Genomic DNA, 24,263 nt, shown 5'->3' on the forward strand with positions numbered 1-24,263 from the left:
GGCGGGACCGCGGGACGAGGATGGGGCCGGAACTCGACCGATCCAGGGGGACACCTGCCCATGAGCGACATCTCCGAGCGCTACGCCCGCCTCTCCGACGCCTTCGCCGCGACGGTGGCCGCGGTGCCCGACGACCGGTGGACGGCCCCGTCCCCCTGCGAGGGGTGGACCGCCCGGGACGTGGTCCGCCACGTCGTGGACACCCAGGGCATGTTCCTCCGCCTGGTCGGCCGGGACCTGGGGGACATCCCGTCGGTGGACGCGGACCCGGCCGCGTCCTGGGACGCGGCCCGCGCGGTGGTCCGGGCCGACCTGGACGACCCGGAGCTCGCGGACGCCGGGTACGACGGGTACTTCGGACCGACGACGTTCGCGCGCTCCGTCGACCGGTTCCTCTCCTTCGACCTGGTCGTGCACCGCTGGGACCTGGCCCGCGCGGCGGGGCTGGACGACCGGCTGGACCCGGAGGACGTGCGGTGGGCGCACGGGAACACCGCCGAGTTCGGCGACAGCATGCGCGGCAACGGCGTCTGCGGCCCCGAGCTCACCCCGCCGGAGGGCGCGGACGCCCAGACGCGGTTCCTCGCCTTCGTCGGGCGCCGGGCCTGGTAGGCGCACGGGAGCGGACCGGGGTCCGGGAACGGCCGAGGGCCACGGGGGCGAACCCGTGGCCCTCGTCCCCGGCGGGCCGCGTGCGGCCCGCCGGTCCCGCTTCCGCCGGCCGGTACGCCGCCGGGCCGGCGCCGTACCGGATCACTCCGCCGGAGGGCCCCCTCGGGCCACCGCCGGACGGCAGGTGCCCCCTCCGGTCAGCAGGCCTGCACCCAGGAGCACTCCAGCTCGCCGCTGCCCTGGACCGGGCCGCGCATCATCCTGGCGCCCTCCGGCGCCTGGTGGCCCGCGTACTCGGCCAGGCGCACCGCGATCGCGTCCTGCACCGCGAGGGGCGCGGGACCGGAGTGGCCGTTGTTCACGATGCTGAACGCCAGCTCGCCCTCCGGCCCGGGCACGTACCCGGAGAGGGCGCTGACCCCGCTCATCGTCCCGGTCTTGGCCTCGACCACGCCCTCGGCGGCGGTACCGCGCATCCGGTTGGCGAGGGTGCCGCCGACGAACGGGTCGCTCTCGCCCGCGACCGGCAGCGAGGCGGACCAGGTCTGCGCCCAGGGGGCGGAACCCGCCTGCCCGAGCAGGTCGACGACGGTGTCCGCGGTGACCAGGTTGCCCCGCGACAGGCCGGAGCCGTCGTTGAGGACCAGGCCGGCGGTGTCCACGCCCAGGCCGGACAGCGCGTCCTCCACGCCGACGAGCCCGGCGTCCCAGGTGCCCGCGCCGGCGGTCTCCTGGCCGATGCTCTTGACCAGCATCTCGGCGTGCCCGTTGTTGCTGAACTTCATGAAGGGCACGAGGATCTCGGAGAGCTCGGCCGACGTGTGGTCGGCGAGCACCTCGGCGTCCTGCCAGTCGGCGGGGACACCGCCCAGGCCGACGTCGCCCTTCACCGTGACGCCGTTGCTCTCCAGCGCCTCCTCGAAGAGGTGGCCCGCGAGCGCGGCGGGCTCGTCGACCGTCCGCAGCGCGGTCACGGGTGCGGCGTCCGCGGGGAGCGAGCCGGTGACCGCGATGGTGTTGGTGCCCACCGGGCGGTCGATGACGAGGGTGTTGGCGCTGCCGGCGGCGCCGGTGACGGCCCGGTTGTCGAGCTCGGCGTAGCCCTCCGCGGCGCCGAGGTCCACGTCGGCGGGCTCGCCCTCCGCCGCGGGGGCCACCGAGACCTCCGTCACGCCGGTGTCGAAGCGCTCCCCGTGGGCGACCGTCAGGGCCGAGATCTGCGCCGAGTAGGCGTAGGGCTCGTCCTCGGGCCACCAGTCGTCCACGAGCCGCTCGGAGTCGAACCACGTGTCGTCGGCGTACAGGTCGCCCTTGACCGTGCGGACCCCGGAGGCCGCGACCTCGGCGGCCATGGCGTCCAGGTCCTCGGCGGAGAGCGTCGGGTCGCCCCGGCCCACCAGGTAGAGGTCCTGCACCTCTCCCCGGCGCCCGGGAGCGGACTCGGCCGCGACCTCGGTCCCGAAGGAGTGGTCGGCGCCCAGGACCTCCAGGGCGGCGGCCGCGGTGAACAGCTTCATGTTGGAGGCGGGCAGCAGCTGCTCGCCGCCGTCGCGCGAGTACAGCTCCTCGCCGGTCGCGGTGTCCACGACCACCACCCCCGACACGGCGCCCTCCAGGGCGGGGTCCTCCAGGATGGCGTCGATGTCCTCGCGCAGTTCGGTCAGGCGGGCTCCGGAGGCGTCGGCGAGCGCGGGGGACGCTCCCATGAGCGTCATCGGCAGCAGGGGGATCGTGACGAGGGCGGCGGCCCTCCGGGCGCCGCCGCGCCCTCCGGTGCGGCGGGGGCGCGGGGGTTCGGGGGAGGATTGCTTCATGGGTCTCCTCGAAGGGGGCGGAAGCAACGCACCCTAGCCCAGGAACGGCCGCCGATCCAGGGTTTCACCGCGAGTCCCCGCGCGGCGGAGCGGTTTCGTCCGGGATCCGCCGCATGCCCGGAGGCGGGTCGGGGCTCCGGCGGGCCCCTGCCCCGGGGGAACGCCGTCGGGCCGGCGCCGGGGCTCCCGCCCCGCCGCCGGCCCGACGCCCCGGACGGATCAGATCAGCTCGACCACCTGGGAGTAGTGGCAGGCGTCCCGGTGCCCCGTCCCCCGGTCCAGCAGGTCCGGGGGCTCCTCCACGCACCTGACCCGCTCGGCCTCCGACAGCTCGCCCGCGAACTTCGGGCACCGGGTGCGGAACCGGCAGCCGGACGGGGGGTCGGCCGGACTGGGCACGTCGCCGGTGACGACGATCCGCTCCCTGGTCCTCTCCTTGACCGGGTCCGGCAGCGGGATGGCCGAGATCAGCGCCTGCGTGTACGGGTGCGCCGGGGCGCTGAACAGCTGATCGGTCGTGCCCGTCTCCACGATCTTGCCGAGGTACATCACGGCGACCCGGTCGGCGATGTGCCGGACCACCGACAGGTCGTGCGAGACGAACAGGTACGACAGCCCCAGCTCGTCCTGGAGGTCCTCCAGCAGGTTGATCACGCCCGCCTGGATCGACACGTCCAGGGCCGACACCGGCTCGTCCAGGATGAGCACCTTGGGGTTGAGCGCCAGGGCGCGGGCGATGCCGATGCGCTGGCGCTGGCCCCCCGAGAACTCGTGCGGGTAGCGCGAGCCGTGCTCGGGGTTGAGGCCCACCAGTTCCAGGAGTTCCTTGACCCGGGTCCTCGCGCCCTTGGCCCGGCCGTGGATCTGCAGCGGCTCCGCGACCGTGTCCGAGACCGTCATGCGCGGGTCGAGGGAGGCGAACGGGTCCTGGAAGACCAGCTGGAGGTCACGGCGCAGCGGCCGCATCTGGGCGTCCGACAGGTCGTGCAGCGGCCGCCCCATGTACCGGACGTCGCCCGACGTCCGGCGGATCAGCTGGAGCAGGAGGCGCGCCGTCGTGGACTTGCCGCAGCCCGACTCGCCGACGAGCGCGAGGGTCTCGTGCTCGCGCAGCTCCAGGGAGATCCCGGAGACCGCCTGGACCTCCCCGACCTTGCGCCGGAGGATCCCCTTGGAGCGGATCGGGAAGTTCTTGACGAGGTCGGTGGCGGTCAGCAGGACCTCGGACCCCCCGCCGGGCGCGCCGGCCCCCGTCCCGGGCTCCGCCTCCGGGGCCTTCCCTGCGGCGCCCGCCTCCGGCCGTGGCTCCCCCAGCTCGGCCGCGAGGACCTCGGCGGGCGCTTCCGCGTCCACGGAGGTGGGCCGGAAGAGGTCTTCCGGACGGACCCCGGCCAACTGCTCGCTGAAGTGGCAGGCCGACCGGTGCCGGCGCAGGGGGTCGTCCTCCTCCCCCGCGCCGGGGGCCCCGATGTCCGCCGGCTCCGCGAGCTCGGGCACCTCCTCCTGGCAGATGTCCTGCGCCATCGGGCAGCGCGGCGCGAACGCGCACCCGCGCGGGAGGTTGAGCAGGGAGGGGGGCGTCCCCAGGATGGGGGTGAGCCGTTCGTGCCGCCCCCCGTCCAGCCGGGGCACCGACCCCAGCAGGCCGAGGGCGTAGGGCATGCGCGGACGGTAGAAGACGTCCTCGACCGTGCCCGTCTCCACCAGGCGGCCCGCGTACATGACGGCCACCCGGTCCACGTGTCCCGCGACCACGCCGAGGTCGTGGGTGATGAGCACGAGGGCGGCGCCGGTCTCCCGGCGGGCCGCCTCCAGCGCCTCCAGCACCTGGGCCTGGACCGTCACGTCCAGCGCGGTCGTGGGCTCGTCGGCGATGATGACGTCGGGGTCGTTGGCCATCGCGATGGCGATGACCACCCGCTGGCGCATACCGCCGGACAGCTCGTGCGGGTACTGGTCGACCCGGCGCTCGGGGTTGGGGATGCCGACCTTGTCGAGGAGTTCGACGGCGCGCTCCCGCGCCTGCTTCTTGGTCACGTCCCGGTGGGTGAGCACGGCCTCGGCGATCTGGTAGCCGATCGTGTACACCGGGTTCAGCGAGGTGAGGGGGTCCTGGAAGATCATCGCGATCTTCTCGCCGCGGATCCTGCTGATCGCGGCGTCGCCGAGCCCGATGACCTCCTGGTCGAGGACCCTGGCCGATCCCGTCACCCTGGCGGTCCTGGGCAGCAGGCCCATGATCGCCATCGAGGTCACCGACTTGCCCGAGCCGGACTCCCCGACGATGCCCAGCGCCTCGCCGCGGCGGACCTGGTAGGTGACGCCGCGCACGGCGTCCAGGGGGCCGTCCTCGGACGAGAAGGTGACGCTGAGGTCCCGGACGTCCAGGACGACATCGTGCCCCGCGGTCGGGACGGGGCCGTCGCTCATGTGTTCGGTCGTGGTCATCGCCGCACCATCGTCTGTCGTGGGTCGAGTGCGTCCCGGAGTCCGTCACCGATGAAGTTGATCGTCAGGCAGATCATGACGATCAGGATGCCGGGCGGGTAGAACAGCCAGGGCCGGGTGAAGGCCGCGGTCCTGGATCCCTCCACCATCTTCCCGAGGGAGATGTCCGGCGGCTGGATGCCGAACCCGATGAAGGAGAGCGCGGCCTCGGTGAGGACCGCCACCGCCACCAGCAGGGTCGCGGCCACGATGATCGGCCCGGCCGCGTTGGGCAGCAGGTGGCGGAAGATGATCCGCGAGGCCCTGGCCCCCACCGCCCTGGCCGCCTCGATGAACTCCTGTTCGCGCAGGGAGAGCACCACGCCGCGGACCACGCGGGCGATGGTGGCCCAGGAGAACAGGCACATGATGAGCGCCACCGCGTACCAGGTGGTCCCGCCCCGGACGTTGCCGTTGATCGCCGCCACGGCGACGATGAGCGGCACGATGAGGAACACGTCGACGACGCGCATCATGATCGCGTCGACCCTGCCGCGGTAGTAGCCCGCGACCGCGCCCCAGACCGAGCCGATCACGGTCGACAGGACCGCGACGGTGAGGGCGACCTTGAGGGACTGCTGGGTGCCGCGCATCGTCTGCGCGAACACGTCGTTGCCCTGGTTGGTGGTGCCGAAGGGGTGCTGCAGGCTCGGCGGCTGGTTGCCGAGGATGTCCCGGCTGACGGTGTGGTCCCACGGCCACACGAAGGGTCCGACGAAGGCGAACGCCGTGATCAGGCCCAGGAAGACCAGGCTGACCATCGCCGCCCGGTGCCGGCGGAACCGGCGCCAGACCATCCGGACCTGGCTCAGCTCCTCCCCCCGGTTGACGTCGCCTCCGGCGGGTAGCCCGGCGGGGCCCTTCCCGCTCGCCGTACGGCTGTCGATGTCACTCATAGCGGATCCTCGGGTCGAGAACGCCGTACAGGATGTCGGCGATGAGGTTGGCGACGACGACGAGGGTGCCGCTGAGCATCAGCCAGGACATGAGCGCGAACGCGTCCTGTGCCCTGACCGCCTCGATGAAGAAGTACCCGAGACCGCGCCACTGGAAGATGGTCTCGGTGATCACCACGCCCTCGATGATGCCGACGAAGCCGATGGTGGCGACGGTGACCAGGGGGATCAGCGCGGTGCGCAGCGCGTGCCGCCTGACGACCACGCTGTTGCGCACGCCCTTGGACCTGGCGAGGCGCACGTAGTCGCTGTTGAGCACCTCCAGCATCGACGTGCGCTGGTAGCGGCTCCACGCCGCGTAGCTGGTCAGCATCAGGGTGATGGTGGGGAGCACGAGGTGACCGGCGGAGTCGAGGAAGTACTCCCAGTTGGTCATGTTGCCCACCCGGGCCGAGTTCGCCCCGATGGTGAAGAAGAACGAGGTGCCCGTGGACTGGTTGAAGACCAGCCCGCCCTCCCGGATCAGCGCGCCCAGCCAGAACGTCGGCATGGCGAGGGCGAGGAACCCGATGAAGGTGAGGGTGTAGTCCAGCTTGGAGTACTGGCGCATGGCGCTGACGACGCCGGAGATGACCGCCAGTCCGAGGGCGAAGACGAGGGCTGCGGAGACGAGGCGGAGGGTGACGGAGATGCCGGAGGCGAGCTGTTCGCCGATGTCGAAGGCGCCGCCCCGGACCGAGGGTCCGAACTCGCCCTGGAGCAGGCCGATGTCTCCGTTGCCGCCGATCCCCGTCATCCAGAGCCAGTACCGTTCCGGGGTCGACCGGTCCAGGTAGTAGCGGGCCTCCGCGGCGGCGATGGCCTCCTCGCTGGGCGGCGGCTGCGCGAGGCGCATGTCCGCCAGCGGGTCGCCGCTGAGATCGACCATGAGGAACACGAGAACCGACGCCGCCAGGAGCACTGGGATCGCCACGGCGAGGCGACGCGCGGTGTATACGAGCATGGGAAGGTCCTTCGGTGAGCGCTCCCGGAACGGGGAGGCGGCCCCGCCCGCCGCGGGGGACGGCGGGCGGGGCCCGCCCGGGCCGGGCCGCCGCCGGGACTCTCGTCCCGTCGGCGGTCACCGGTCCGGGCGCGTCTCCCCGCTGTTCGGCACGGAGCGATGCGGGCCGGGAGGTGCGCTAGTTGACCGCGGTCCACTCGTGCTGGTTCCACTGGGCTCGGCGCGACTGGGTGTTGTTGTCCGTGACGTTGCCGAGGTAGTTGGTGTCGTAGAAGTAGAACGACGGGGTGTCCACGAACGGCAGGACGTAGGCCTCCTCGGCCACGAGCGCGGCGGCCTCGTTGGCGAACACGGCGGCCTCCTCGGAGGTGGCGACGTTCTGCGCCTGCTCCGTGAGCTCGTCGACCTCGGGGACGTCCAGCTTGCCGTGGTTGCTCAGGCTCGTGCTGTGCCAGTAGTTGTAGGGCGTGCTGGCGAAGGCCGGGGTGGTGCTCCAGCCGTAGATCATCAGGTCGAAGTCCTGCTCGGCGAGGGTGCCGCCCAGGTCGTCGGTGGTCTCGATCTCGGCGGTGACGCCGATCTCGGCCAGGTCGGCCTGGATCAGCTCGGCGATGATCTCGCGGGCGACGTGGCCGGCGGTGTAGCGCAGGCGCAGGGCCGGGACCGCCTCGCCGTCGAGTTCGAGTGTGTCGCCGTTGAGCTCGTAGCCGGCCTCCTCCAGGAGCTCCAGGGCGGCCTCGGTGTCACCGGTGCCCTGCCCGGTGGGGGTGATGACGTCCTCGTGGTACTCGCTCGAGGAGGAGAAGATGTGGTTCGTGCGGGGCTCGACCTCGGGGAACTTCTCGCCGTAGGTGCGGGTCGCGATGTTCTGGACGTCGATGGCGGTGAAGATGCCCTGGCGCAGCGCCCGGTCGGACAGCGCCTCGTTGTCCAGGTTGACGTCGAGGTGCTCCCAGCTGCCGCCGGACTCGATGCCGAACTCGACGTCGGGGGCGTCCTCGAGCTGCGTGATGACGTCGTCGGACCAGGAGGCCGGGGAGCCGCCCTGGACCTCGCCGTTGGTCAGCGCCGGGACCCAGCTGCCCTCCTCGGTGTTGACCTGCTGGATGATCTCCTGGATCTCCGGGGCCGGGCCGTAGTACTCCTCGTTGACGGTCTTGACGATCCGCCCGTCGAGCTCGGGGGTGCCCTCGAAGATGTACGGGCCGCCGGAGACGGTCACGGGGTTCTCGTTGAACCAGTGGGAGGACTCCAGCATGCCCTCGGGGGTGTCGAGGTCGAAGCCCTCGGCCTCGGCGAGGTGCGACGGGTACAGGCCGTCCATGCCGAAGGTGTACCACTCGGGGAACTGCGTCCCCTCCTCGATGGTCACCGTGACGGTCTTGCCGTCCTCGGAGCCCTCGACGCTCTCGATCAGCACGTCCACGTCGGATCCGCGGGAGTTGCAGATCTCGGCGCAGAGCTCCTCCTTGCCGCTGTTCATCTTCCAGGCCCAGATGAAGTCGTCGGCGTCGATGGGCTCGCCGTCGCTCCAGTTGGCGTCCGGGTTGATCTCGTACTCCCAGACCATGGGGTCTTCGCTGAGCAGCTCGGGAGTGTTGACGATGAGGTCGGAGTTCCACTCCCACTGGCCCTCGGGGTTGTAGAACCCGGTCGGGGGCAGGACGCCGTGGAGCATCTGGATGACGTAGACCGAACCGCCCTCGGGGGCGTTGTGGTTCCAGCCGCCGCCGGCCTGGTTGACGATCCAGGTGACGGAGCTTCCATCACCGCCACCGCCACTGTCCTCGGGGGGCGAACAGGCGCCCAGCACCAGGGCAGCCGAGACGCCGACAGCGGCGGCGGCCAGCAATTTCCTACGATTCTCCATCAGTCACACCCTTGATCACTAATACGAGCCGGACCGCGCGGGTTTGTGTGGTTCACACACAGCCAGCCGAGCCTAGGCGATTAGTCGATCAGAAGACCATTGAGCGAAATGTCTGTATAGCCCTACTGGCAGATTCGTGACCCATCCGCAACCGGTTCGCGCCCATCGACCTCGGGCGTCGACACAAACCCTCAATACAGCGGTAACACGACCAGTTCACGCAGGTCAGAGGCGACTGCACACGACACACCCCGGACATCAGATTCGGACAAGCCAGAAATGAATTGCTGGACATTGATGCCAGTCAACAATGTTGACGATAAAGTAAACGACGTTTAACTACAACTTGCTCGCGCATGATTACCGAGAGAAAAGCGGACACAAGACACCAAAATCCCCATCGAGGACGAAAGACTCACTTTTCTTTCGTCGCAAACGCCACCCCCGTGGACGCCCCGGCATCTTCGAGTGATTCGTGGGATGACATGATGTTAATCAGATAAAAGCGTCAAAAGGAGCTGGTGACACCAAAGCACGCATACCCGAGACCTAACCCCTCGGCAGAGCTGTCCGAAACCACCGTTCGCATGCCCGAGGAGCCGATAGGGTCGGGAACGGCGACCGCCGTCATCCCACCGCAGCACCCAGCGAGAGAGGCATCTGCCGTGTCCGAAACAGTCCGCATGGTCTGCCCCGTAGGCCGTAAACACGTGGAGCTGTGGGCAGGTTACGCGCTGGTGGTACTCGGCGTCGTGGTGGTCGCGATCGACCCCGGGCACTGGGCCCACATCACCCTCGGCCTGCTCCTCGCCCTCGGGGGCGCCGGCCTGGCCGCGCACGGCCACATGATCAAGGCCCCCGTCCTGGAGGTCTCCGACGGCGAGTTCCGCTACCAGCGGGGCCGCTACATCGTGCGCGTCCCCTTCCACGACATCGGCTCCTACTACGTCCTGCCGGGTCGCATCCGCTCCCTGGGCCTGTGCGACTCCACCGGGCGCCCCAAGCGCTTCCCCTCGCTCCAGAGCCGCCGCGCCGCGCGCACGTACCTGCCGCTCACCGGGATGACCAGCCCCGCCAAGGTCGAGTCGTTCATGGCGGTGGCCGGCATTCCGCCGCGCAAGCGCTCCCTGACGTCCTGACCGTCCGGGTCCCCCTGGGACGACTCTGGACACATCAGACAATTACCCACCACGCGCCCCACAGACATACCGCTGCAAGCCGGTGTCATCTACCCTCGATGACGTGAAGCAGTCCAGAATCACCGCCATCCTGACCGTAGCGGGGATGCTCGCGGCCATGTGGGTTCTCGAGATCCTCGACAGCTTCGTCCTCCGGGGAGCGCTCGACCACGGGTTCGGCCTGCGCGCCTGGAACTTCGACCAGCCCTGGACCGTGCTGACCGCGCCCTTCATGCACGGCAACCTCGAACACCTCATCGGCAACTCGCTGCCGTTCCTGGTGCTCGGCTCTCTCGTGGCGTTCAGCGGCCTGGGCCGGTTCCTGCTCACCACGCTGATCGTCATCGTCGTCAGCGGGGTCGGGGTCTGGCTGTTCAGCTCGCCCTTCTCCCTCACCGTCGGCGCCAGCGGCCTGGTGTTCGGCTACTTCGGCTACACGGTCCTGCGCGGCATCGTCGAGCGCAAGACGGTCGACATCGTCATCATGATCTGCGTGGTCGTCTTCTACGGGACGATGATCTGGGGCGTCCTCCCCCAGTACCCCGGCGTCTCCTGGCAGGCCCACCTCTTCGGCTTCCTCGGCGGCCTGCTCGCGGCGTACCTGCTCCCCAGGAGGGAGAGGGCCCGCCAGCTCAACCAGGGCTACGGCGGCGCCCAGGGCGGCTACTACGCCCCCTGACCCCCCGACGACACGAACGGGCCGCCCCCGAGGGGGCGGCCCGTTCACGCTTCCCGCCGCGGGCGCGGCGCGCGGCCTCGCGCGCCGCCGGCCCGGCGTGCTAGAACTCCAGGCCCTCGGCGGCCTCGCCCAGGGTGCGCTCCAGGAACTCCGGGTTCTCCGACAGCCAGGTGCGGGCGCCCGCCTGCGGGTCGTCGACGCCCTCTCCGACGGTCAGCACCTCCAGGGAGGCCAGCTCGTCGTCGGTCATCTCCCAGTTCCCGATCCACTCGCTGAGCTCCGGGTACTCCTCGGAGAAGCCGTCACGGCCGACCGCGTGGATCTGCTCGGCGTCGCCCATGAGGCCCTCGGGGTCCTCGAGGTCCTTCAGGTCGTGCTGCGCGTAGGCGGGGTGCGGACGCCACAGGGTGACGACGATGGGCTCCTCCTCGGCGATGGCCGAGTCCAGCTCGGCGAGCATGGCCGCGGTGGAGGACTCGACGAGCTCGAAGTCCTCGTCCAGGCCGTAGCCCGGCATCGCCTCCTCCTTGGTGACCCGGGTCAGGCCGGCGCCCGGGTCGATGCCGATGATCTGGCCGCCCAGCTCCTCGGCGTGGTCGGTCAGGTCGGCGATGCTGTTCACGTCCTCCATGTAGGTGGGGACGGTGATCGTCAGGACGGCGTTGTCGTACCAGACGCCCAGGTCCTCCAGCTGGTCGCCGTAGTCCTCCCAGTAGTCCGAGTGGGTGATCGGCAGCCAGGTGTCGAGGAACAGGTCCACGTCGCCGTTGGCGGCGCCCTGGTACATGGGGGCGACGTCGACGTCGGTGACGGTGACGTCGTAGTCCAGCTCCTCCAGGATCACCTCCCACATGGCGGTGGTGGCGATGCCCTCCTCCCAGGCGATCAGCGCGATGTTGATCTCCTTGTTGTCCCCGCCCTCGCCCTCCGCGGGGCCGGTCAGGTCCTCCCCGCCGCCACCGCAGGCGGTCAGGAGGAGTGCGGCGCTCATGCCGGCGGCGGACAGCGCGGTCATGCGCTTGGGGGTGTACATCGTGGGATTCCTTCCCTAGGTAATTCCGTGTGCGGGGCCGGGTCGGCTCAGGACGCCTGGGCGGAGGCGCGGGCCCGGGGCCCCTTGCGGGTGACGGCCGCGGTGAGGCGGTCGAGGAAGATGGCCAGGATGACCACGGCGATGCCGGCCTCGAAGCCGAGCGCGCCGTCGTTGCGCGTGATGCCCTGGTACACCTGGCTCCCCAGGCCGCCCGCGCCGACCATGCCCGCGATGACGACCATCGACAGGCCGAGCATGATGACCTGGTTGACGCCCGCCATGATGTTCGGGAGGGCCAGCGGCAGCTGGATGCCGGTGAGGATCTTGCGGCTCGGCGCACCGAACGCCTCGCCCGCCTCCACCAGCTCGCGGTCGACCTGGCGGATGCCCAGCTCGGTCAGGCGGACGCCGGGGGGCATCGCGAACACGATGGTCGCGACCACGCCCGGAACGGCGCCGATCGAGAAGAAGAAGATCGCGGGGATCAGGTAGACGAACGCGGGCAGCGTCTGCATCAGGTCGAGGACCGGCTTGGCGATCTTGCTGACCGTGTCGTTGTAGGCCGCGAGGACGCCGATGGGGATCGCGACGACGACGGCGATGGCGCTGGCCACGAGGACGAGGCCCAGGGTGTCCATGGCGTTCGTCCACTGGCCGACGGACGCGATCAGGGTGAGGGCGACGAGGGCGAACAGGCCCATCCGCCATCCGGCCACCGAGAGCGCGAGCAGGGCGAGCAGCAGGATCATCAGCAGCGACGCCGGGTTCGTGACCAGCGCCGGCAGCACGAGCCAGCCCAGCACGAGGAGGACGAGCCAGCCGCCCGCGACGACGGCGGTCCGGACCCTCGTCGACCGGCCCGTCAGGCCCAGCACGGTGACGGCGATCAGGAACAGCAGCGAGATGCACAGGTAGGCGTCCACGTACTGCTGGTCGAAGAGCGTCATCGCCCACCCGAAGAACGGGCGTCCGAGGAGGTTCACGACGGTGTCGCCGAAGCCGAACTGCCCCTGGAGGACGTAGAGCAGCGAGACGGCGCCGACGATCACGGTCAGCGGCAGCCGCCGGGTCCTCAGCAGCGGGGCCGCGACGATGACCGCGGCGATGAACGCGAGCTGGCCCGCACCCGGTTCGACGAAGAACCCGGACAGGGCGTCGACCGCCCAGCGGATGAACGCGCCGAGCGCGTCGAAGAAGAGGCCGAAGTTGGACTTGAGCCAGCTGTTGAACGCCTCGAAGCCCTCGCCGATCGGCAGGCTCGGTGGGAACTCCACGGGTGTCACGGGGTCTCCTTCCCCGCCGCGAGGGCGGCGAGCACGGAGTTGCGCGTCACCGTGCCGAGGACGCTGCCGTCCTCGGCCACCACGCGGAGGCGTTCGGCGGTGGTCATGTCGGCGTACAGGTCGGCCACCGGCGTGCTCGCGGCGACCTGCGGCGCGGACGCGTCGGCCTCGGAGGCGTCGGCGTCCAGGACGGAGGACGCGGTGAGCACGCGGGTCCGGTCGACGTCCTCGATGAACCGCTCGACGTAGTCGTTGGCGGGCTCGCTGAGGATCTCCTGCGCGGTACCGATCTGGGCGACGCGTCCGTCGCGGAGCACGCAGATCCTGTCGCCGAGGCGCATCGCCTCGTTGAGGTCGTGCGTGATGAAGACGATGGTCTTGCCCAGACTCTCCTGGAGTTCCAGGAGCTGGGTCTGCATGTCCCGCCGGATGAGCGGGTCGAGGGCGCTGAACGCCTCGTCCATGAGGATGATGTCGGTGTCCGCGGCCAGTGCCCTGGCCAGGCCCACGCGCTGCTGCATGCCTCCGGAGAGCTGTTCGGGGAGCTTGTCCTCCCAGCCGCCCAGACCCACCAGTTCGAGGGTCTCCCGCGCCTTGCGGCCGCGCTCGGCACGCGGGACCCCGCGGAGCTCCAGGCCGTAGGCGGCGTTCTCGAGAACCGTGCGGTGGGGCAGGAGCGCGAAGTGCTGGAAGACCATGCTGATCTTCTCGCCCCGGAGGTTCAGGAGTTCCTTCCTGCTCAGGGCGGTGATGTCCACGCCGCCGACCTCGACCGTCCCCGCGGTGGGTTCCAGGAGGCCGTTGAGCATCCGGATCAGGGTCGACTTCCCTGATCCGGACAGGCCCATGACGACGAAGATCTCGCCCGGTTCGACCTCGAAGGACACGTCGATGACGGCTGCCGTCACGTCGAGGTCGGCGATGGTGTCACGGTGGCTGCCGTCCTGGAGCCGCTCGACGGCGGCTCCGGACTGTTTCCCGAACACCTTGTACAAGTGGTCTGCGCGTACTGCTGGCACGGTCTCCTCTATGGGGCTGTCCTGGCCGCGAGGCACACCAGGGCATACTCAGCCCCACTGCCGACCCGCGGTTCCCGCAGGTAGCTGGCTTGCGCAGGGCCCCCATGCGCCCCCTGGTCGGGGCGGTACCGCTACCTGGTTCACGTCGGGTGCAAACCCTACAGAGATACGTACGCACAGTTCAGACGGTTGGTAACCGGCAAATAACATGTTTAACCGACATAAAAACCGTCCGCCGACCTATGACACCGGATGTCGGCACCGCAAGACGTCTATATGTGATCTATGCCACTCTGCTTTTCATGGTGACCCTTGTCACATATACGAGACAGATGCGTCGCGCGACGGTACGTGTCGATTCATAACCGTAACGTAAGCGTCCGGCCGATTCCAGAGCCGCCGCCGGTCAGGAGGCGTCGGGGCTGATGGGCGTGCGGACGAAGTTCTGGTGGGACCTGGACGGCGTCGGACCGCGCTGCCCCTGGTACCGGGAGCCGTAGCCCGCGGAGCCGTACGGGCGCTCCGCCGGGGAGGACAGGCGGAACATGCAGAGCTGGCCGATCTTCATGCCCGGGTACAGCTTGATCGGCAGGGTCGCCACGTTCGACAGTTCGAGGGTGACGTGCCCCGAGAAGCCCGGGTCGATGAAGCCGGCGGTGGAGTGCGTGAGGAGGCCGAGGCGGCCCAGGGAGCTCTTGCCCTCCAGCCGGCTCGCGATGTCCACCGGCAGGCTGACCACCTCGTAGGTGGACGCCAGCACGAACTCGCCCGGGTGGAGGATGAACGCCTCCTCCCCGTCGGTCTCGACCAGGCGGGTGAGGTCGGGCTGTTCGACCGAGGGGTCGATGTGGGGGTACTTGTGGTTCTCGAAGACCCTGAAGAAACGGTCCAGCCGCACGTCGATGCTGGAGGGCTGGACGAGGCCGGGGTCGTAGGGGTCGATCCGGACCCGCCCGGCATCGATTTCGGACTTGATATCGCGATCGGAGAGCAGCACGGTCCGAACCTACCGCCTGCGACAACGCACCATAGGCGGGACGGCCGGACCGCGGTTGCCGCGCCGAGTTGCCCATGGGGGGCGGAGTTGGGCTAGGATGGCGTGCGTCGACAACCGGACTTCCGGCGGTCACACGCGGATGTAGTTCAATGGCAGAACTTCAGCTTCCCAAGCTGATAGCGCGGGTTCGATTCCCGTCATCCGCTCCGTTCGAAAGACGGCCCCTGGCCTGCGAAGACCCTTCGCACACCAGGGGCCGTTTTCGCGTTTAGGGTGCACCAGCGGGTGCACGGGGCTGCGGATGACGTGCCGGGCTCCCGTCATACAGCCGGTTTCGGGGGTGCACGGTGGCACGAGGAAGGCCGCCACGACGCCCCACCGACCTTCCATCCGACAGCAGTTGGACCATGGATTGTCGCCTAGGGATGCGAACGTTGAACCATGGCGCTACGCAACCCGATCTACCTCGATGCCGACACCCTGCTCGCACACGCTGAGTACAACGACGTGCCCTTCCCACATGAGGCCGAGATCGTTGAGAAGGCGGTCAGGAAGCGATCCGGAGGCGGCAAGATCGGCATCTCCGGGTTCGGCGCCAACCTGGCCGCGGGAAGTGATGTGGAGCTGCAGTCCACCTACACCTTGGCTCCCAAAGAGAAGGCCACCGTCAGCAAGGTCATCGACGGGCTGATCCAGCGCCCTGCTGTGACCGTCTCCCCCGATGAGACCCATGCCTTGAGCAAGGATCTCGTGGTCGAACTGAACGGGCAGACGCGCATCACGGCGGCGAGTCTGGTCGGCAAGATGTTCTACGTCATGCGCATGCTGATGGACAGCACCGAAGGTGACATCGAGGCAGTCCTCGACATGAGCGCAGAGGACGACGAGGTCTCCCAAGCCCTGAAGCGGGTCTACCTGCAGAACGAGCTGCTGCCGGTTCCGGTCTTGTTGGAACTGAAGGGCTCCTCCCTCCCGATTCAGGTCTACGTGAACGTGCGGCCGGACCACTTCATCGATCAGGCCTCGGCTGACCGTGTAGAAGGAGACCTGCGGGTACTGGGCAGCGTCCGGCAGCTCATTCCCGATGGCGACGAGGGCTACTTCAGCTCGGAAGAGTGGTTGTTGCACGGTTGGGAGCACATGCTTCGCCGCACTCTGATGGCCAGCGCTGCCGAGCAGGTCAAGGAGCTCGTAGAACAACTGCCTGTGGACCTGCCAAACGAAGATGTGTACGCCTACATCTCCGGTCCCGCAGTGATCGTGGACGCAATCGCCATCTATTAGAGCAAGGCCCTTCCCTGGTGGGCGTTCGAGTCCCCGACGAGCCCCTTGTGTGGAGGGGCAGGTGAAGTCGCTGAGGGCCCCCTGGTTCGCACCGAGCCACTCACCGGAGCTGACGTAGTCGGGCCACCTGTCGTAGCACGGTGTGATCATGCGGTCATGAAATGCTTCGAAAGGCAACTGCGACGCGGCCCCGACCCCAATTTCAGCCCGCACGGGCTCGACGCGCTCCCCGAGCCCCGTCAGGTGGCCTTCCTGTGGCGGTTCGCCCGCCACGGCACCCGCGCCCAGATCGAGCCCTACATGGCCGCGTTGACGGCCCGCCCCTGCCGGGTCAACCCTTATAGGACTCCTTGGTTCGACATGTCTTGTTCCGGGTGTGATGGAGGCTGGTGTGTCCTGCGTTTTTCGGAGTCGGATTTCTGGATCCTGGGACCACGTGACCCTTGAAGGAGGGCATCGTGGGACGTCGTGGATACCCTGCCGAGTTCCGCCGCAAGGTCCTGGACCTGGTCCAGGCCGGACGCAGCGTCGCGGACGTGGCACGCGACCTGGACATCAGTACCGAGACGATCTACGCCTGGCGGCGCCAGGACCGCATCGACCGAGGCCTGGCCCCGGGCCTGACCAGCACCGAGAAGACCGAACTGGCCGTAGCCAACAAGCGCATCGCCGAGTTGGAGGCCGAACTGGCCGTCCACCGCCGGGCCAGCGAGCTGTTGGTGAAGGTGGTGCCCCCAAAAGACGGTTCGAGGCGATCGCGGTGATGGCCAACGAGGGCCATCCGGTCCAGGTCGCCGTCCGGGTGTTGGGGGTCTCGGAGTCGGGGTTCTACGCCTGGCGCGACCGCGGCCCTTCGGCCCGCTCGGTCCGGCATGTGCTGCTCACCGACACCATTCGCCAGATCCATGCCGCTTCCAACGGTGTGTACGGGGTGCGGCGGGTGCACGCCGAGCTGACTCTCGGACGTGGGATGCGTCTATGGCACGGAACCGTGGCGATGCTGATGTCCCGTGCGGGGCTCAAGGGAGTCGCGGGCCGTTCCAAGTGGCGGCGGGCGCGGCCGGATCTGGTCTCGGCCGACCTGGTGGACCGCCAGTTCGCTCGCCAGGGCCTGGACCAGCTCTGGGTCACCGATATCACCGAGCACCCCACCCGGGAGGGCAAGGTCTACTGCGCGGTGGTGCTGGACGTGTGTTCGCGGCGTGTGGTCGGGTGGGCGATCGATTCCTCGCCTACGGCGGCTTTGGTAACGAACGCGCTGGGGATGGCCATCGACAACCGCGAACCAAGCCCGGGGACGGTGATCCACTCCGATCATGGCGTGCAGTTCGGGTCGTGGGCCTTCACCCGTCGGGCCAAGGAGTCCGGGCTGGTGCCCTCGATGGGATCGTTCGGGGACTGCTACGACAATGCCGTCATCGAGTCGTTCTGGTCGCGGATGCAGGTCGAACTCTTGGATCGGCGCAGGTGGCGAACCAGACTTGAGCTGGCCAACGCGATCTTCGAGTACCTGGAGATCTTCCACAACCGGCAACGGCGGCATTCGGCGATCGGCTGGCTGACACCCGTAGAGTTCGAGAAGAGACAACCGAGCACCGTGGCCTGAGAATCCAGAAAGACGGCTCCATCGAAGCCGGTACATGCCAGAGCCTCCAATAAAACCGGCACGAGACACTCGGACGCCACCCCCTGGGTGCGGTTCTTCCACGAAGCCGACCTGGACGCCCTGTCGGGGGTCGTCAACGCCGCGCTTCCCACGCCCTCTCCCCGCGCGTACACGGCCACGACCGAGCACCTGTACCGGGCCGTGGACGCCCGCAGCCCCGCCATGGGCCGTAGCCGGGCCTTCGAACTGACAACCCTGGCCACCGCCCACATCGTCAACGGCGACCCCGATCAGGGAGTGCGCATCGGTCGCCAGGCCGTCGACCTCGCCCGGCAGGTCCGCTCGGTGCGCGTGATCGACCGCCTGGCCCCGTTGCAGCAGGCCGCCCAGGCCTACCGGACCCGGGGTGAGACAGCGGACCTGGCCGCCGAGATTGCTACTCTTCGCACATCATGAGCACCATCCCCGCCTCCACCAGCCCCCGGTTCGCCCTCACCAGAGACCGCGTCCACGACGTCCTCGCCGCTTTGTGCGAGGAAGCCGGACTGGGCGCCAAGGCGGCCGATTACGCCGAGCTGATCAAGTTCACCAACAACGCCGTCTACCGCCTCCCACGCGCGAGACTGGTGGTGCGCATCGCCGGTTCGGCGACCGTGGTCGAACGCGTCCCCGTAGTCATCCGGGCGGCACGATGGCTCGCCCACCATGACGCCCCCGCAGTGCGTTTGGCCGAGGACATCTCCCAGCCCGTCCAGGCCGGCGGAGCCACGGCGACCTTCTGGCACCTGGTGCCCTCCACCGGCCCCGAACCGACCGGTACCGACCTCAAACACCTCCACGCCCTGCCAGCCCCGGATCTCGCCCTGCCGTCGTGGGAGCCGTTCGAGCGGATCCGCAGCCGCATCACGGACGCCGAAGGACTGGCCGACGTCGACCGGAGTTTCCTCATTAGGCGCACCGACCAACTAGAGGCCCAGGTCCAGGACCTGGAGTTCGAGCTTCCCGCTGGGGTGATCCACGGCGACCCGTTCCTGGGTAACCTCATCTCCGGCCCTGACGGTCCGGTGATCTGCGACTTCGACAGCCTCAGTCATGGTCCTCGGGAATGGGACCTGGTGCCTGCAGCGGTGGGCAAGGTCCGCATGGACTACGCCCAGGATCCCCACACCCCGCTCGCAGAGGAGTACGGCTATGACGTGCTGGGCTGGCCCGGGTTCCCCGTCCTGCGCCAGGTTCGCGAACTCAAGCTCGTCACCAGCGTCCTACCAGTCCTGAACACCAACCCCGGCCTGCGCGCCCAATGGCGCCACCGACTCGACACCCTGCAGCACGGCGACACCACCACACGCTGGAGCACCTACAGGTAACCGTCACCGGTCTCGTCGGGCGATGGAGGCGGTCTCGGCACACACCATCGCCCCGGCAAGGACGGGCCCCGGCTGCACGGCGGATCGCCAAGCAGAACGGCCTGCGCGTCGTCATCGAGACGGGGGAAGGCCAGGAGGCCGTGGTCCTGGCCGAGGAGGACGTCCAACGGCCGCTGAGCGAGGCCGTGGACAAGGCTCTTTCCTCCCTCGGGCAGCCGACAGAGAAGGCGGATGTGTACCTCAAGGCCGGACGCAAGGTCGCCCGCATCGAACGCTCGAAGCAGTGAGCGGGAACTAACCAGTGCTGGGAAGCCTCAGTGCTGTGCGGCACCGAGGCCGGCGCTTCTTGTGGGGTTCGGCACCAGGCCGAGATGAGAGCCTTCTTACAAGGCTCTGTCATCGGGAACCCCATGTCCGCGGTCGGCCCGAAGCTGGCACAGGCAGCACCAGCTTCAGTAGTACCCACAGAGCGTCAGCAACAACCTCTCCGTTCACTGGAGTGCCAGGAGGCGACCCCGACACATGCCAAAATCTCCACCACATTCTGTACAAGACAGCCACTGCTACCGTCTCTGTAGGAGGTGAGGATGGGTCTGAACGAGGCGGATACTCGTGCCAAACTGATCGATCCCAAGCTTGTCGCGGCGGGCTGGTCTGAAGCGGTGATTGAGCGCGAGTTCACGTATAAGCGTGGTCGGGTTCGGCTGGTCGGCGAGCAAAGCATCCGCGACCAGCCGCAGTTCTGCGACTACGTGCTGCGCGACGGAGCACGTGGGCCAATCCTTGCCATCGTCGAGGCCAAAGACGAGGAGCACAGCCCCTCGGACGGACTACAGCAGGCGCTCGGGTATGCCGTCGACCTAGGTGTATATTTCGCTTACTCCTCGAACGGTCACGGCATCGTGGAGCACGACCGCCTCAACGACACAGTGCGTGTACTTAAGGCGTTCCCCTCAAGCGACGAACTCCGCAAGCGACTGGCAGCAGGCCGACAGACACGTGGTCCGGTCATCGTGAACCCGCGCGGCGAAGAGGTTACCAATCCGATCATTCAACCTGCGTGGCCGTCCCCGACCGGAGGTATGCGCTGGTATCAGGAGCGCGCTGTCACAGCCACCCTTGAAGAGATGATCGAGGGAAAACGTCGAGCGCTGCTGTCCCTCGCCACCGGGACAGGCAAGACGTACATTGCTTTCAATCTAGCATGGAAGCTGCTGAAAAGCGGCTACGCCAAGCGTGTCCTCTTCCTTGCCGACCGGGTGTCGCTCCGCGACCAGGCGTTCAACGAGTTCGGCCCTTTTGAAGAGTCGCGTGGGGTCGTCGTGGGTGAGCCACCGCTCGCCCGTGACGTCCACTTCGCGATCTACCAGACGCTGTATGTCCGCGGCGAGGACGGCAAGCGGCTCTACGAGCGCTATCCTTCTGACTTCTTCGATCTCGTCATCGTCGACGAATGCCACCGCTCTGGCTACGGGGACTGGCAGGTTATCCTCGACCACTTCTCCCATGCGTTCCATCTGGGAATGACGGCGACACCGAAGCGCACAGACAACATCGACACGTATGAGTTCTTCGCTGGCGAGAACCGTAACTCTGATGGCAACCCTATGCCAGTGTTCGAGTACTCGCTTGGGCGCGGGATCGATGATGGCTTCCTCGCTACTTACCGGGTACGGCAGGTTCGCACAAACATCGACCAGTCCGGACTGCGCATCGGAGAAGAAGTCGAGCAGGGTGCGGACCTGATCGTGCCCGAAGGTACTGAAGTCAAGGACATTTATACGTCGAGTGAGTTTGAGCGCGCCATCGTGGTCGAGGATCGGACACGCGTCCTGTGCGAGCATCTCGCAGGCCTCCTACGCCAGTGGGGGCCGAACGAGAAGACCATGGTGTTCTGCGTCACCATGGAGCACGCCGCCAACGTTCGCGACCACATGCAGAACTTGCTTGGTCCCGAGACGGGTAAAGAACACTATGCGGTTCGGGTCGTGAGCGAAGAGCCTGCGGCCCAGGCGTTGCTCGAGGAGTTCCAGCTGTCGTCCAGCACTCAGCCGATGCTCGCGACCACGGTCGACCTGCTCACCACGGGAGTCAACGTCCCTGCATGTCGGAACATTGTGTTCATGAAGCCGATCAGCTCACCGACTGTCTTCAGGCAAATTCTCGGGCGTGGAAGCCGTCTCGATGCGGCGACCGGCAAGGAATTCTTTCGCATCATCGACTACACCGGTGCGACCCGCCTACTCGATGAATGGGATCTGCCCCCGAGCGGGCATCGTGCATTGCCCGAAAAGGGTGCTGGTGTCCTCGTTGGCAAAGTCGTGACCCACGATTCGGGCGAGCCGATCAAAGACTCCGCTATCGTCGTGCGCGGGGGTATGCGTACGCTCGCTGAGGCTCAGTCTGACGGGCACGGCCTCTTCCATGTCGCGGAACTACCCGAGGCAACGCTCACGGTCGACGTCGCCGCAAAAGGTTACACAAGGAGGAGGACGCGCGTCCCCGTGTCCGCGGAGCCGATTGAGGTTGTCATCGCGCTCCGACAGCCTCAGGAAGGTACTGGGAAGCTCACGATCAACGGCACCACGGTGAATATCGCCGAGGAAACGGACTTGACTCTCGGGAGCGGTGAAGAGCTCACCGTCCAGCAGTACATCGATCGTGCGGGAGAGCAGATCCGCACCGTGGCAGTCAACGTCAACACGCTCTCTCAACTATGGCGTGACCCAACGAAGCGTGCAGCGCTCCGCGAGCAACTCGCCGCTGGCAACGCTGACCCGGCGGTGCTTAGCGTGCTCCTGGAAAGGCCCGACGCCGACGAATATGACCTCCTGGCGTTCGCTGGATATCAGACAGAGATTCGCTCGAGGGAGGAAAGAGCTCGACAATTCGAGCAGGTCGGCTCCGACTTCCTATCGGAATTCACCGACGTGCAACGCCAGGTCGTATCTTTGCTCATCGACAAGTACCGCCTGGCAGGAATCGAGGAAATCGCGAGCGCGGAGGTTTTCTCGCTTTCACCCTTCGTTGAACAGTTCAGCGGAGCCCGGGGAATCATCAAGATCTTCGGCAGCGTTTCCGCAGTGAAGAACCTACTCCGTGACTTGCAGGAACATCTATACAAAAGCAATGGGGAGTCTGCCGCATGACCGATGAATCCAAGCTCCGGGGGCTCATCAAGGGTGCGTCGGATCGCATGCGCTCCGATGACAACACTAAGGGTTACCTGTCGTACCTTGAGCAGCTCACCTGGCTTCTCTTTCTCAAGCAGTATGACGCACTGGAGGACGACCGCGAAGCAGTCGCCATGATTGACGGCACCAGGTACGAGCGAGTGATCGCCGACGACTACCGCTGGTCAGCATGGGCTAATTCCGACCTTACAGGCGGCCCTCTTATTTCCTTCGTTTCCAATAAGCTCCTTCCGCACCTGAAGCAGCTCTCGGGGTCCCGGCGCGCCGAGCGTGTTGCCGCGCTTTTCCAAGCAGTGACAGTTGTCATGAAGAGTGGCTACACACTGCGTGAAGTAATTGACAAAGTCGACCAAATAGACTTCCACGCACTGACTGACGCTCACACTATGTCGGTGGTATACGAGTCGTTGCTGGCCCAGGCCACCGATGCTGGATGGTCAGGCGAATTCTATACGCCCCGCCCGATTGTCGACGCCATGGTTGCGATCGTGCAGCCGAAACTGGGTCAGACCGTGTATGACCCATGTGCGGGTTCGTGCGGCTTCCTAGTGTCAGCACACGAGGTCCTCCGTGAGCAAGCACGCACCACAGCTGAGACGGAGCTACTTCGCTCCGGCACATTTTTCGCCCAGGAGTCGGGCGCCCTGGCTCACTTCGTCGGCACGGTTAATCTACTGCTCCACGGTATCGATGACCCGCAGGCCGTGCGACGGAACACGTTGGAGCAGGATATCCGTTCCATTGCACCCGACGAACAGCGCGATCTCATCTTCACAAACCCGCCATTCGGCGGCGAAGAGAACTCACAGGTGCAGCAGAATTTTCCTGCTCGGTCAGACGCAACGGAACTGTTGTTTCTCCAGCACTGCATGGCCAAGCTCGCCATGGGAGGCACCTGCGCCATCGTCGTCCCTGACGGCATCCTCTTTCGAACGGATCAGGCGTTCCTTAGCGTCCGTCGCCGCCTGCTTAACGAGTTCAGCGTCGAAGGAATCATTCGACTCCCGAGTGGGGTTTTTATCAACGCTCCGGGTGCGCGAACGAATCTACTCATCTTCCGGCGCACGGGTAAGCCGACGACGTCAGTGCGTTTCTACCTCGTACGACCTCCGAAGGGAAAGCCAGGCTTCTCGAAGACCCTGCCGCTAACACGCGACCGCCTCGCACTGGCCATTGCTTGGGTGCGAGACGGCGAGCCCTCAGCGCACTCCTGGACGGCAAGCTATGACGAGATTGTCGCGAACGGGTACGACCTCAATGTACGACCACGGCTCGAGGCCGAGGGTGGCCACGTCGCCGACCCGCTCGACCTGGTTGACCACCTGCGAAGCCAGGTTGGAGTCGTGATCGAGACCGCTGGGCGATGGAAGCAAGCGCTCGACCAGCTCCAGAGTTTCAGGGTTGGCGATCGGGTCAAGCTCGGCAATTTCATCGAGGAGCGTGGCGAGCGGGCAGGTGTTAACCCGGTAGACAATCTCGTCGGGGTCACGAACTCCGGCGGTTTCGGCGAATTCAAGGGGGCAGCATCTGCAGATCGGTCGCGGTATCGACGCATCGAAGTGGGTGACTTCGTCTATAACCCAATGCGTGTCAACGTGGGATCACTGGCCTATTGCCGGACGACGATCGAGGAGGGTTGGGTCTCTCCCGAATATGTCGTGTTCCGCCTCAAGGACAACGCCCCGTTTAGTCCCGACTATTTGCTGTTCTACCTGACAAGTCAGGCAGGTCTTGACGAGATCAACCGCAATGTCCGAGGCGGGGTTCGAGCGCGTCTCTACTACGCCAACCTCAGCAACCTCGAGGTGCCTGTTCCCGCCGAAGCGGCTCAGTGGGACGAGTTCCTCGAAACAATGGCTGTGTTGCGCGGTGTGACGACCAAGGCGGCTGGCACCGCAGCGGCGTCTGATCTTGCAGCAACACTGTTCTCGGGAAGCTAGA

18 protein-coding genes, 1 tRNA gene and 1 pseudogene are annotated in these 24,263 nt (G+C 67.3%); 11 read left to right on the forward strand and 9 right to left on the reverse strand.

Going from position 1 to position 24,263, the window contains the following annotated elements; genetic code table 11:
• Positions 1–60 precede the first annotated feature (60 nt).
• Entirely contained in the window at positions 61–612 is a 552-nt protein-coding gene (locus tag ABZ234_RS02220) for a TIGR03086 family metal-binding protein (RefSeq protein ID WP_355010665.1), read from the forward strand.
• Between the two features lie 197 nt (positions 613–809).
• On the opposite strand, the gene dacB is transcribed toward ABZ234_RS02220, so the two are convergent.
• From dacB to ABZ234_RS02245, 5 genes are all read right to left on the reverse strand, one after another.
• A complete protein-coding gene (gene dacB, locus ABZ234_RS02225) occupies positions 810–2,327 on the reverse strand; it encodes a D-alanyl-D-alanine carboxypeptidase/D-alanyl-D-alanine-endopeptidase (protein WP_355010752.1) in 1,518 nt (505 codons plus the stop codon).
• A gap of 318 nt (positions 2,328–2,645) precedes the next feature.
• Positions 2,646–4,874, reverse strand: coding sequence for an ABC transporter ATP-binding protein (locus tag ABZ234_RS02230; protein WP_355010666.1), 2,229 nt, complete (start codon positions 4,872–4,874; stop codon positions 2,646–2,648).
• Positions 4,871–5,710 (reverse strand): ABC transporter permease, encoded by an 840-nt coding sequence (locus tag ABZ234_RS02235; RefSeq protein ID WP_267950557.1) that lies wholly within the window; start codon positions 5,708–5,710, stop codon positions 4,871–4,873. Before ABZ234_RS02235 ends, ABZ234_RS02230 begins: the two co-directional genes overlap by 4 nt.
• Positions 5,711–5,801: 91 nt before the next feature.
• The gene (locus ABZ234_RS02240) at positions 5,802–6,812 is read right to left on the reverse strand and encodes an ABC transporter permease (protein WP_267947062.1); all 1,011 of its coding nucleotides are present in this window, start codon (positions 6,810–6,812) and stop codon (positions 5,802–5,804) included.
• Positions 6,813–6,990: 178 nt separating this feature from the next.
• Positions 6,991–8,682, reverse strand: coding sequence for an ABC transporter family substrate-binding protein (locus ABZ234_RS02245; RefSeq protein WP_267947063.1), 1,692 nt, complete (start codon positions 8,680–8,682; stop codon positions 6,991–6,993).
• A 665-nt stretch (positions 8,683–9,347) separates the two neighbouring features.
• On the opposite strand from ABZ234_RS02245, the gene ABZ234_RS02250 reads away from it, so the two are divergent.
• Both ABZ234_RS02250 and ABZ234_RS02255 read left to right on the forward strand, forming a co-directional pair.
• Positions 9,348–9,821: a hypothetical protein gene (locus ABZ234_RS02250; protein WP_344183566.1), complete on the forward strand. Its 474-nt coding sequence runs from the start codon at positions 9,348–9,350 to the stop codon at positions 9,819–9,821.
• A gap of 103 nt (positions 9,822–9,924) precedes the next feature.
• Entirely contained in the window at positions 9,925–10,539 is a 615-nt protein-coding gene (locus ABZ234_RS02255) for a rhomboid family intramembrane serine protease (protein WP_267947065.1), read from the forward strand.
• A gap of 100 nt (positions 10,540–10,639) precedes the next feature.
• Here the strand turns inward: ABZ234_RS02255 and ABZ234_RS02260 are convergent, their stop codons facing one another.
• From ABZ234_RS02260 to dcd, 4 genes are all read right to left on the reverse strand, one after another.
• Positions 10,640–11,572: a glycine betaine ABC transporter substrate-binding protein gene (locus tag ABZ234_RS02260; protein WP_355010667.1), complete on the reverse strand. Its 933-nt coding sequence runs from the start codon at positions 11,570–11,572 to the stop codon at positions 10,640–10,642.
• Between the two features lie 47 nt (positions 11,573–11,619).
• On the reverse strand, positions 11,620–12,855 hold the full coding sequence (locus ABZ234_RS02265) for an ABC transporter permease subunit (RefSeq protein ID WP_267947067.1): 1,236 nt from the start codon (positions 12,853–12,855) through the stop codon (positions 11,620–11,622).
• Entirely contained in the window at positions 12,852–13,850 is a 999-nt protein-coding gene (locus ABZ234_RS02270) for a glycine betaine/L-proline ABC transporter ATP-binding protein (RefSeq protein ID WP_344183598.1), read from the reverse strand. Before ABZ234_RS02270 ends, ABZ234_RS02265 begins: the two co-directional genes overlap by 4 nt.
• A gap of 430 nt (positions 13,851–14,280) precedes the next feature.
• Positions 14,281–14,871, reverse strand: coding sequence for a dCTP deaminase (dcd, locus tag ABZ234_RS02275; protein ID WP_267947068.1), 591 nt, complete (start codon positions 14,869–14,871; stop codon positions 14,281–14,283).
• 135 nt (positions 14,872–15,006) lie between these two features.
• On the opposite strand from dcd, the gene ABZ234_RS02280 reads away from it, so the two are divergent.
• The 8 genes and pseudogenes from ABZ234_RS02280 to ABZ234_RS02315 all read left to right on the forward strand — a co-directional run bounded on the left by ABZ234_RS02280 (position 15,007) and on the right by ABZ234_RS02315 (position 24,262).
• Positions 15,007–15,077: transfer RNA gene (locus ABZ234_RS02280), tRNA-Gly, on the forward strand.
• Positions 15,078–15,312: 235 nt separating this feature from the next.
• Positions 15,313–16,155, forward strand: coding sequence for a hypothetical protein (locus ABZ234_RS02285; protein WP_355010668.1), 843 nt, complete (start codon positions 15,313–15,315; stop codon positions 16,153–16,155).
• Between the two features lie 458 nt (positions 16,156–16,613).
• Positions 16,614–17,761: pseudogene (locus ABZ234_RS02290) on the forward strand (IS3 family transposase).
• Between the two features lie 87 nt (positions 17,762–17,848).
• Positions 17,849–18,217, forward strand: coding sequence for a hypothetical protein (locus tag ABZ234_RS02295; RefSeq protein ID WP_355010669.1), 369 nt, complete (start codon positions 17,849–17,851; stop codon positions 18,215–18,217).
• Positions 18,214–19,128: an aminoglycoside phosphotransferase family protein gene (locus ABZ234_RS02300; protein WP_355010670.1), complete on the forward strand. Its 915-nt coding sequence runs from the start codon at positions 18,214–18,216 to the stop codon at positions 19,126–19,128. The genes ABZ234_RS02295 and ABZ234_RS02300 overlap by 4 nt, the downstream gene beginning before the upstream one ends.
• A gap of 140 nt (positions 19,129–19,268) precedes the next feature.
• Complete coding sequence (locus ABZ234_RS02305; RefSeq protein ID WP_355010671.1) at positions 19,269–19,415, forward strand: hypothetical protein; 147 nt, start codon at positions 19,269–19,271, stop codon at positions 19,413–19,415.
• 300 nt (positions 19,416–19,715) lie between these two features.
• Positions 19,716–22,277: an EcoAI/FtnUII family type I restriction enzme subunit R gene (gene hsdR / locus ABZ234_RS02310; RefSeq protein WP_355010672.1), complete on the forward strand. Its 2,562-nt coding sequence runs from the start codon at positions 19,716–19,718 to the stop codon at positions 22,275–22,277.
• Positions 22,274–24,262, forward strand: coding sequence for an N-6 DNA methylase (locus ABZ234_RS02315; protein WP_355010673.1), 1,989 nt, complete (start codon positions 22,274–22,276; stop codon positions 24,260–24,262). Before hsdR ends, ABZ234_RS02315 begins: the two co-directional genes overlap by 4 nt.
• The last annotated feature ends 1 nt before the right edge of the window (position 24,263 follow it).

The organism is Nocardiopsis sp. NPDC006198 (genome assembly GCF_040613895.1).
Taxonomy (GTDB): Bacteria; Actinomycetota; Actinomycetes; order Streptosporangiales; family Streptosporangiaceae; genus Nocardiopsis; species Nocardiopsis tropica.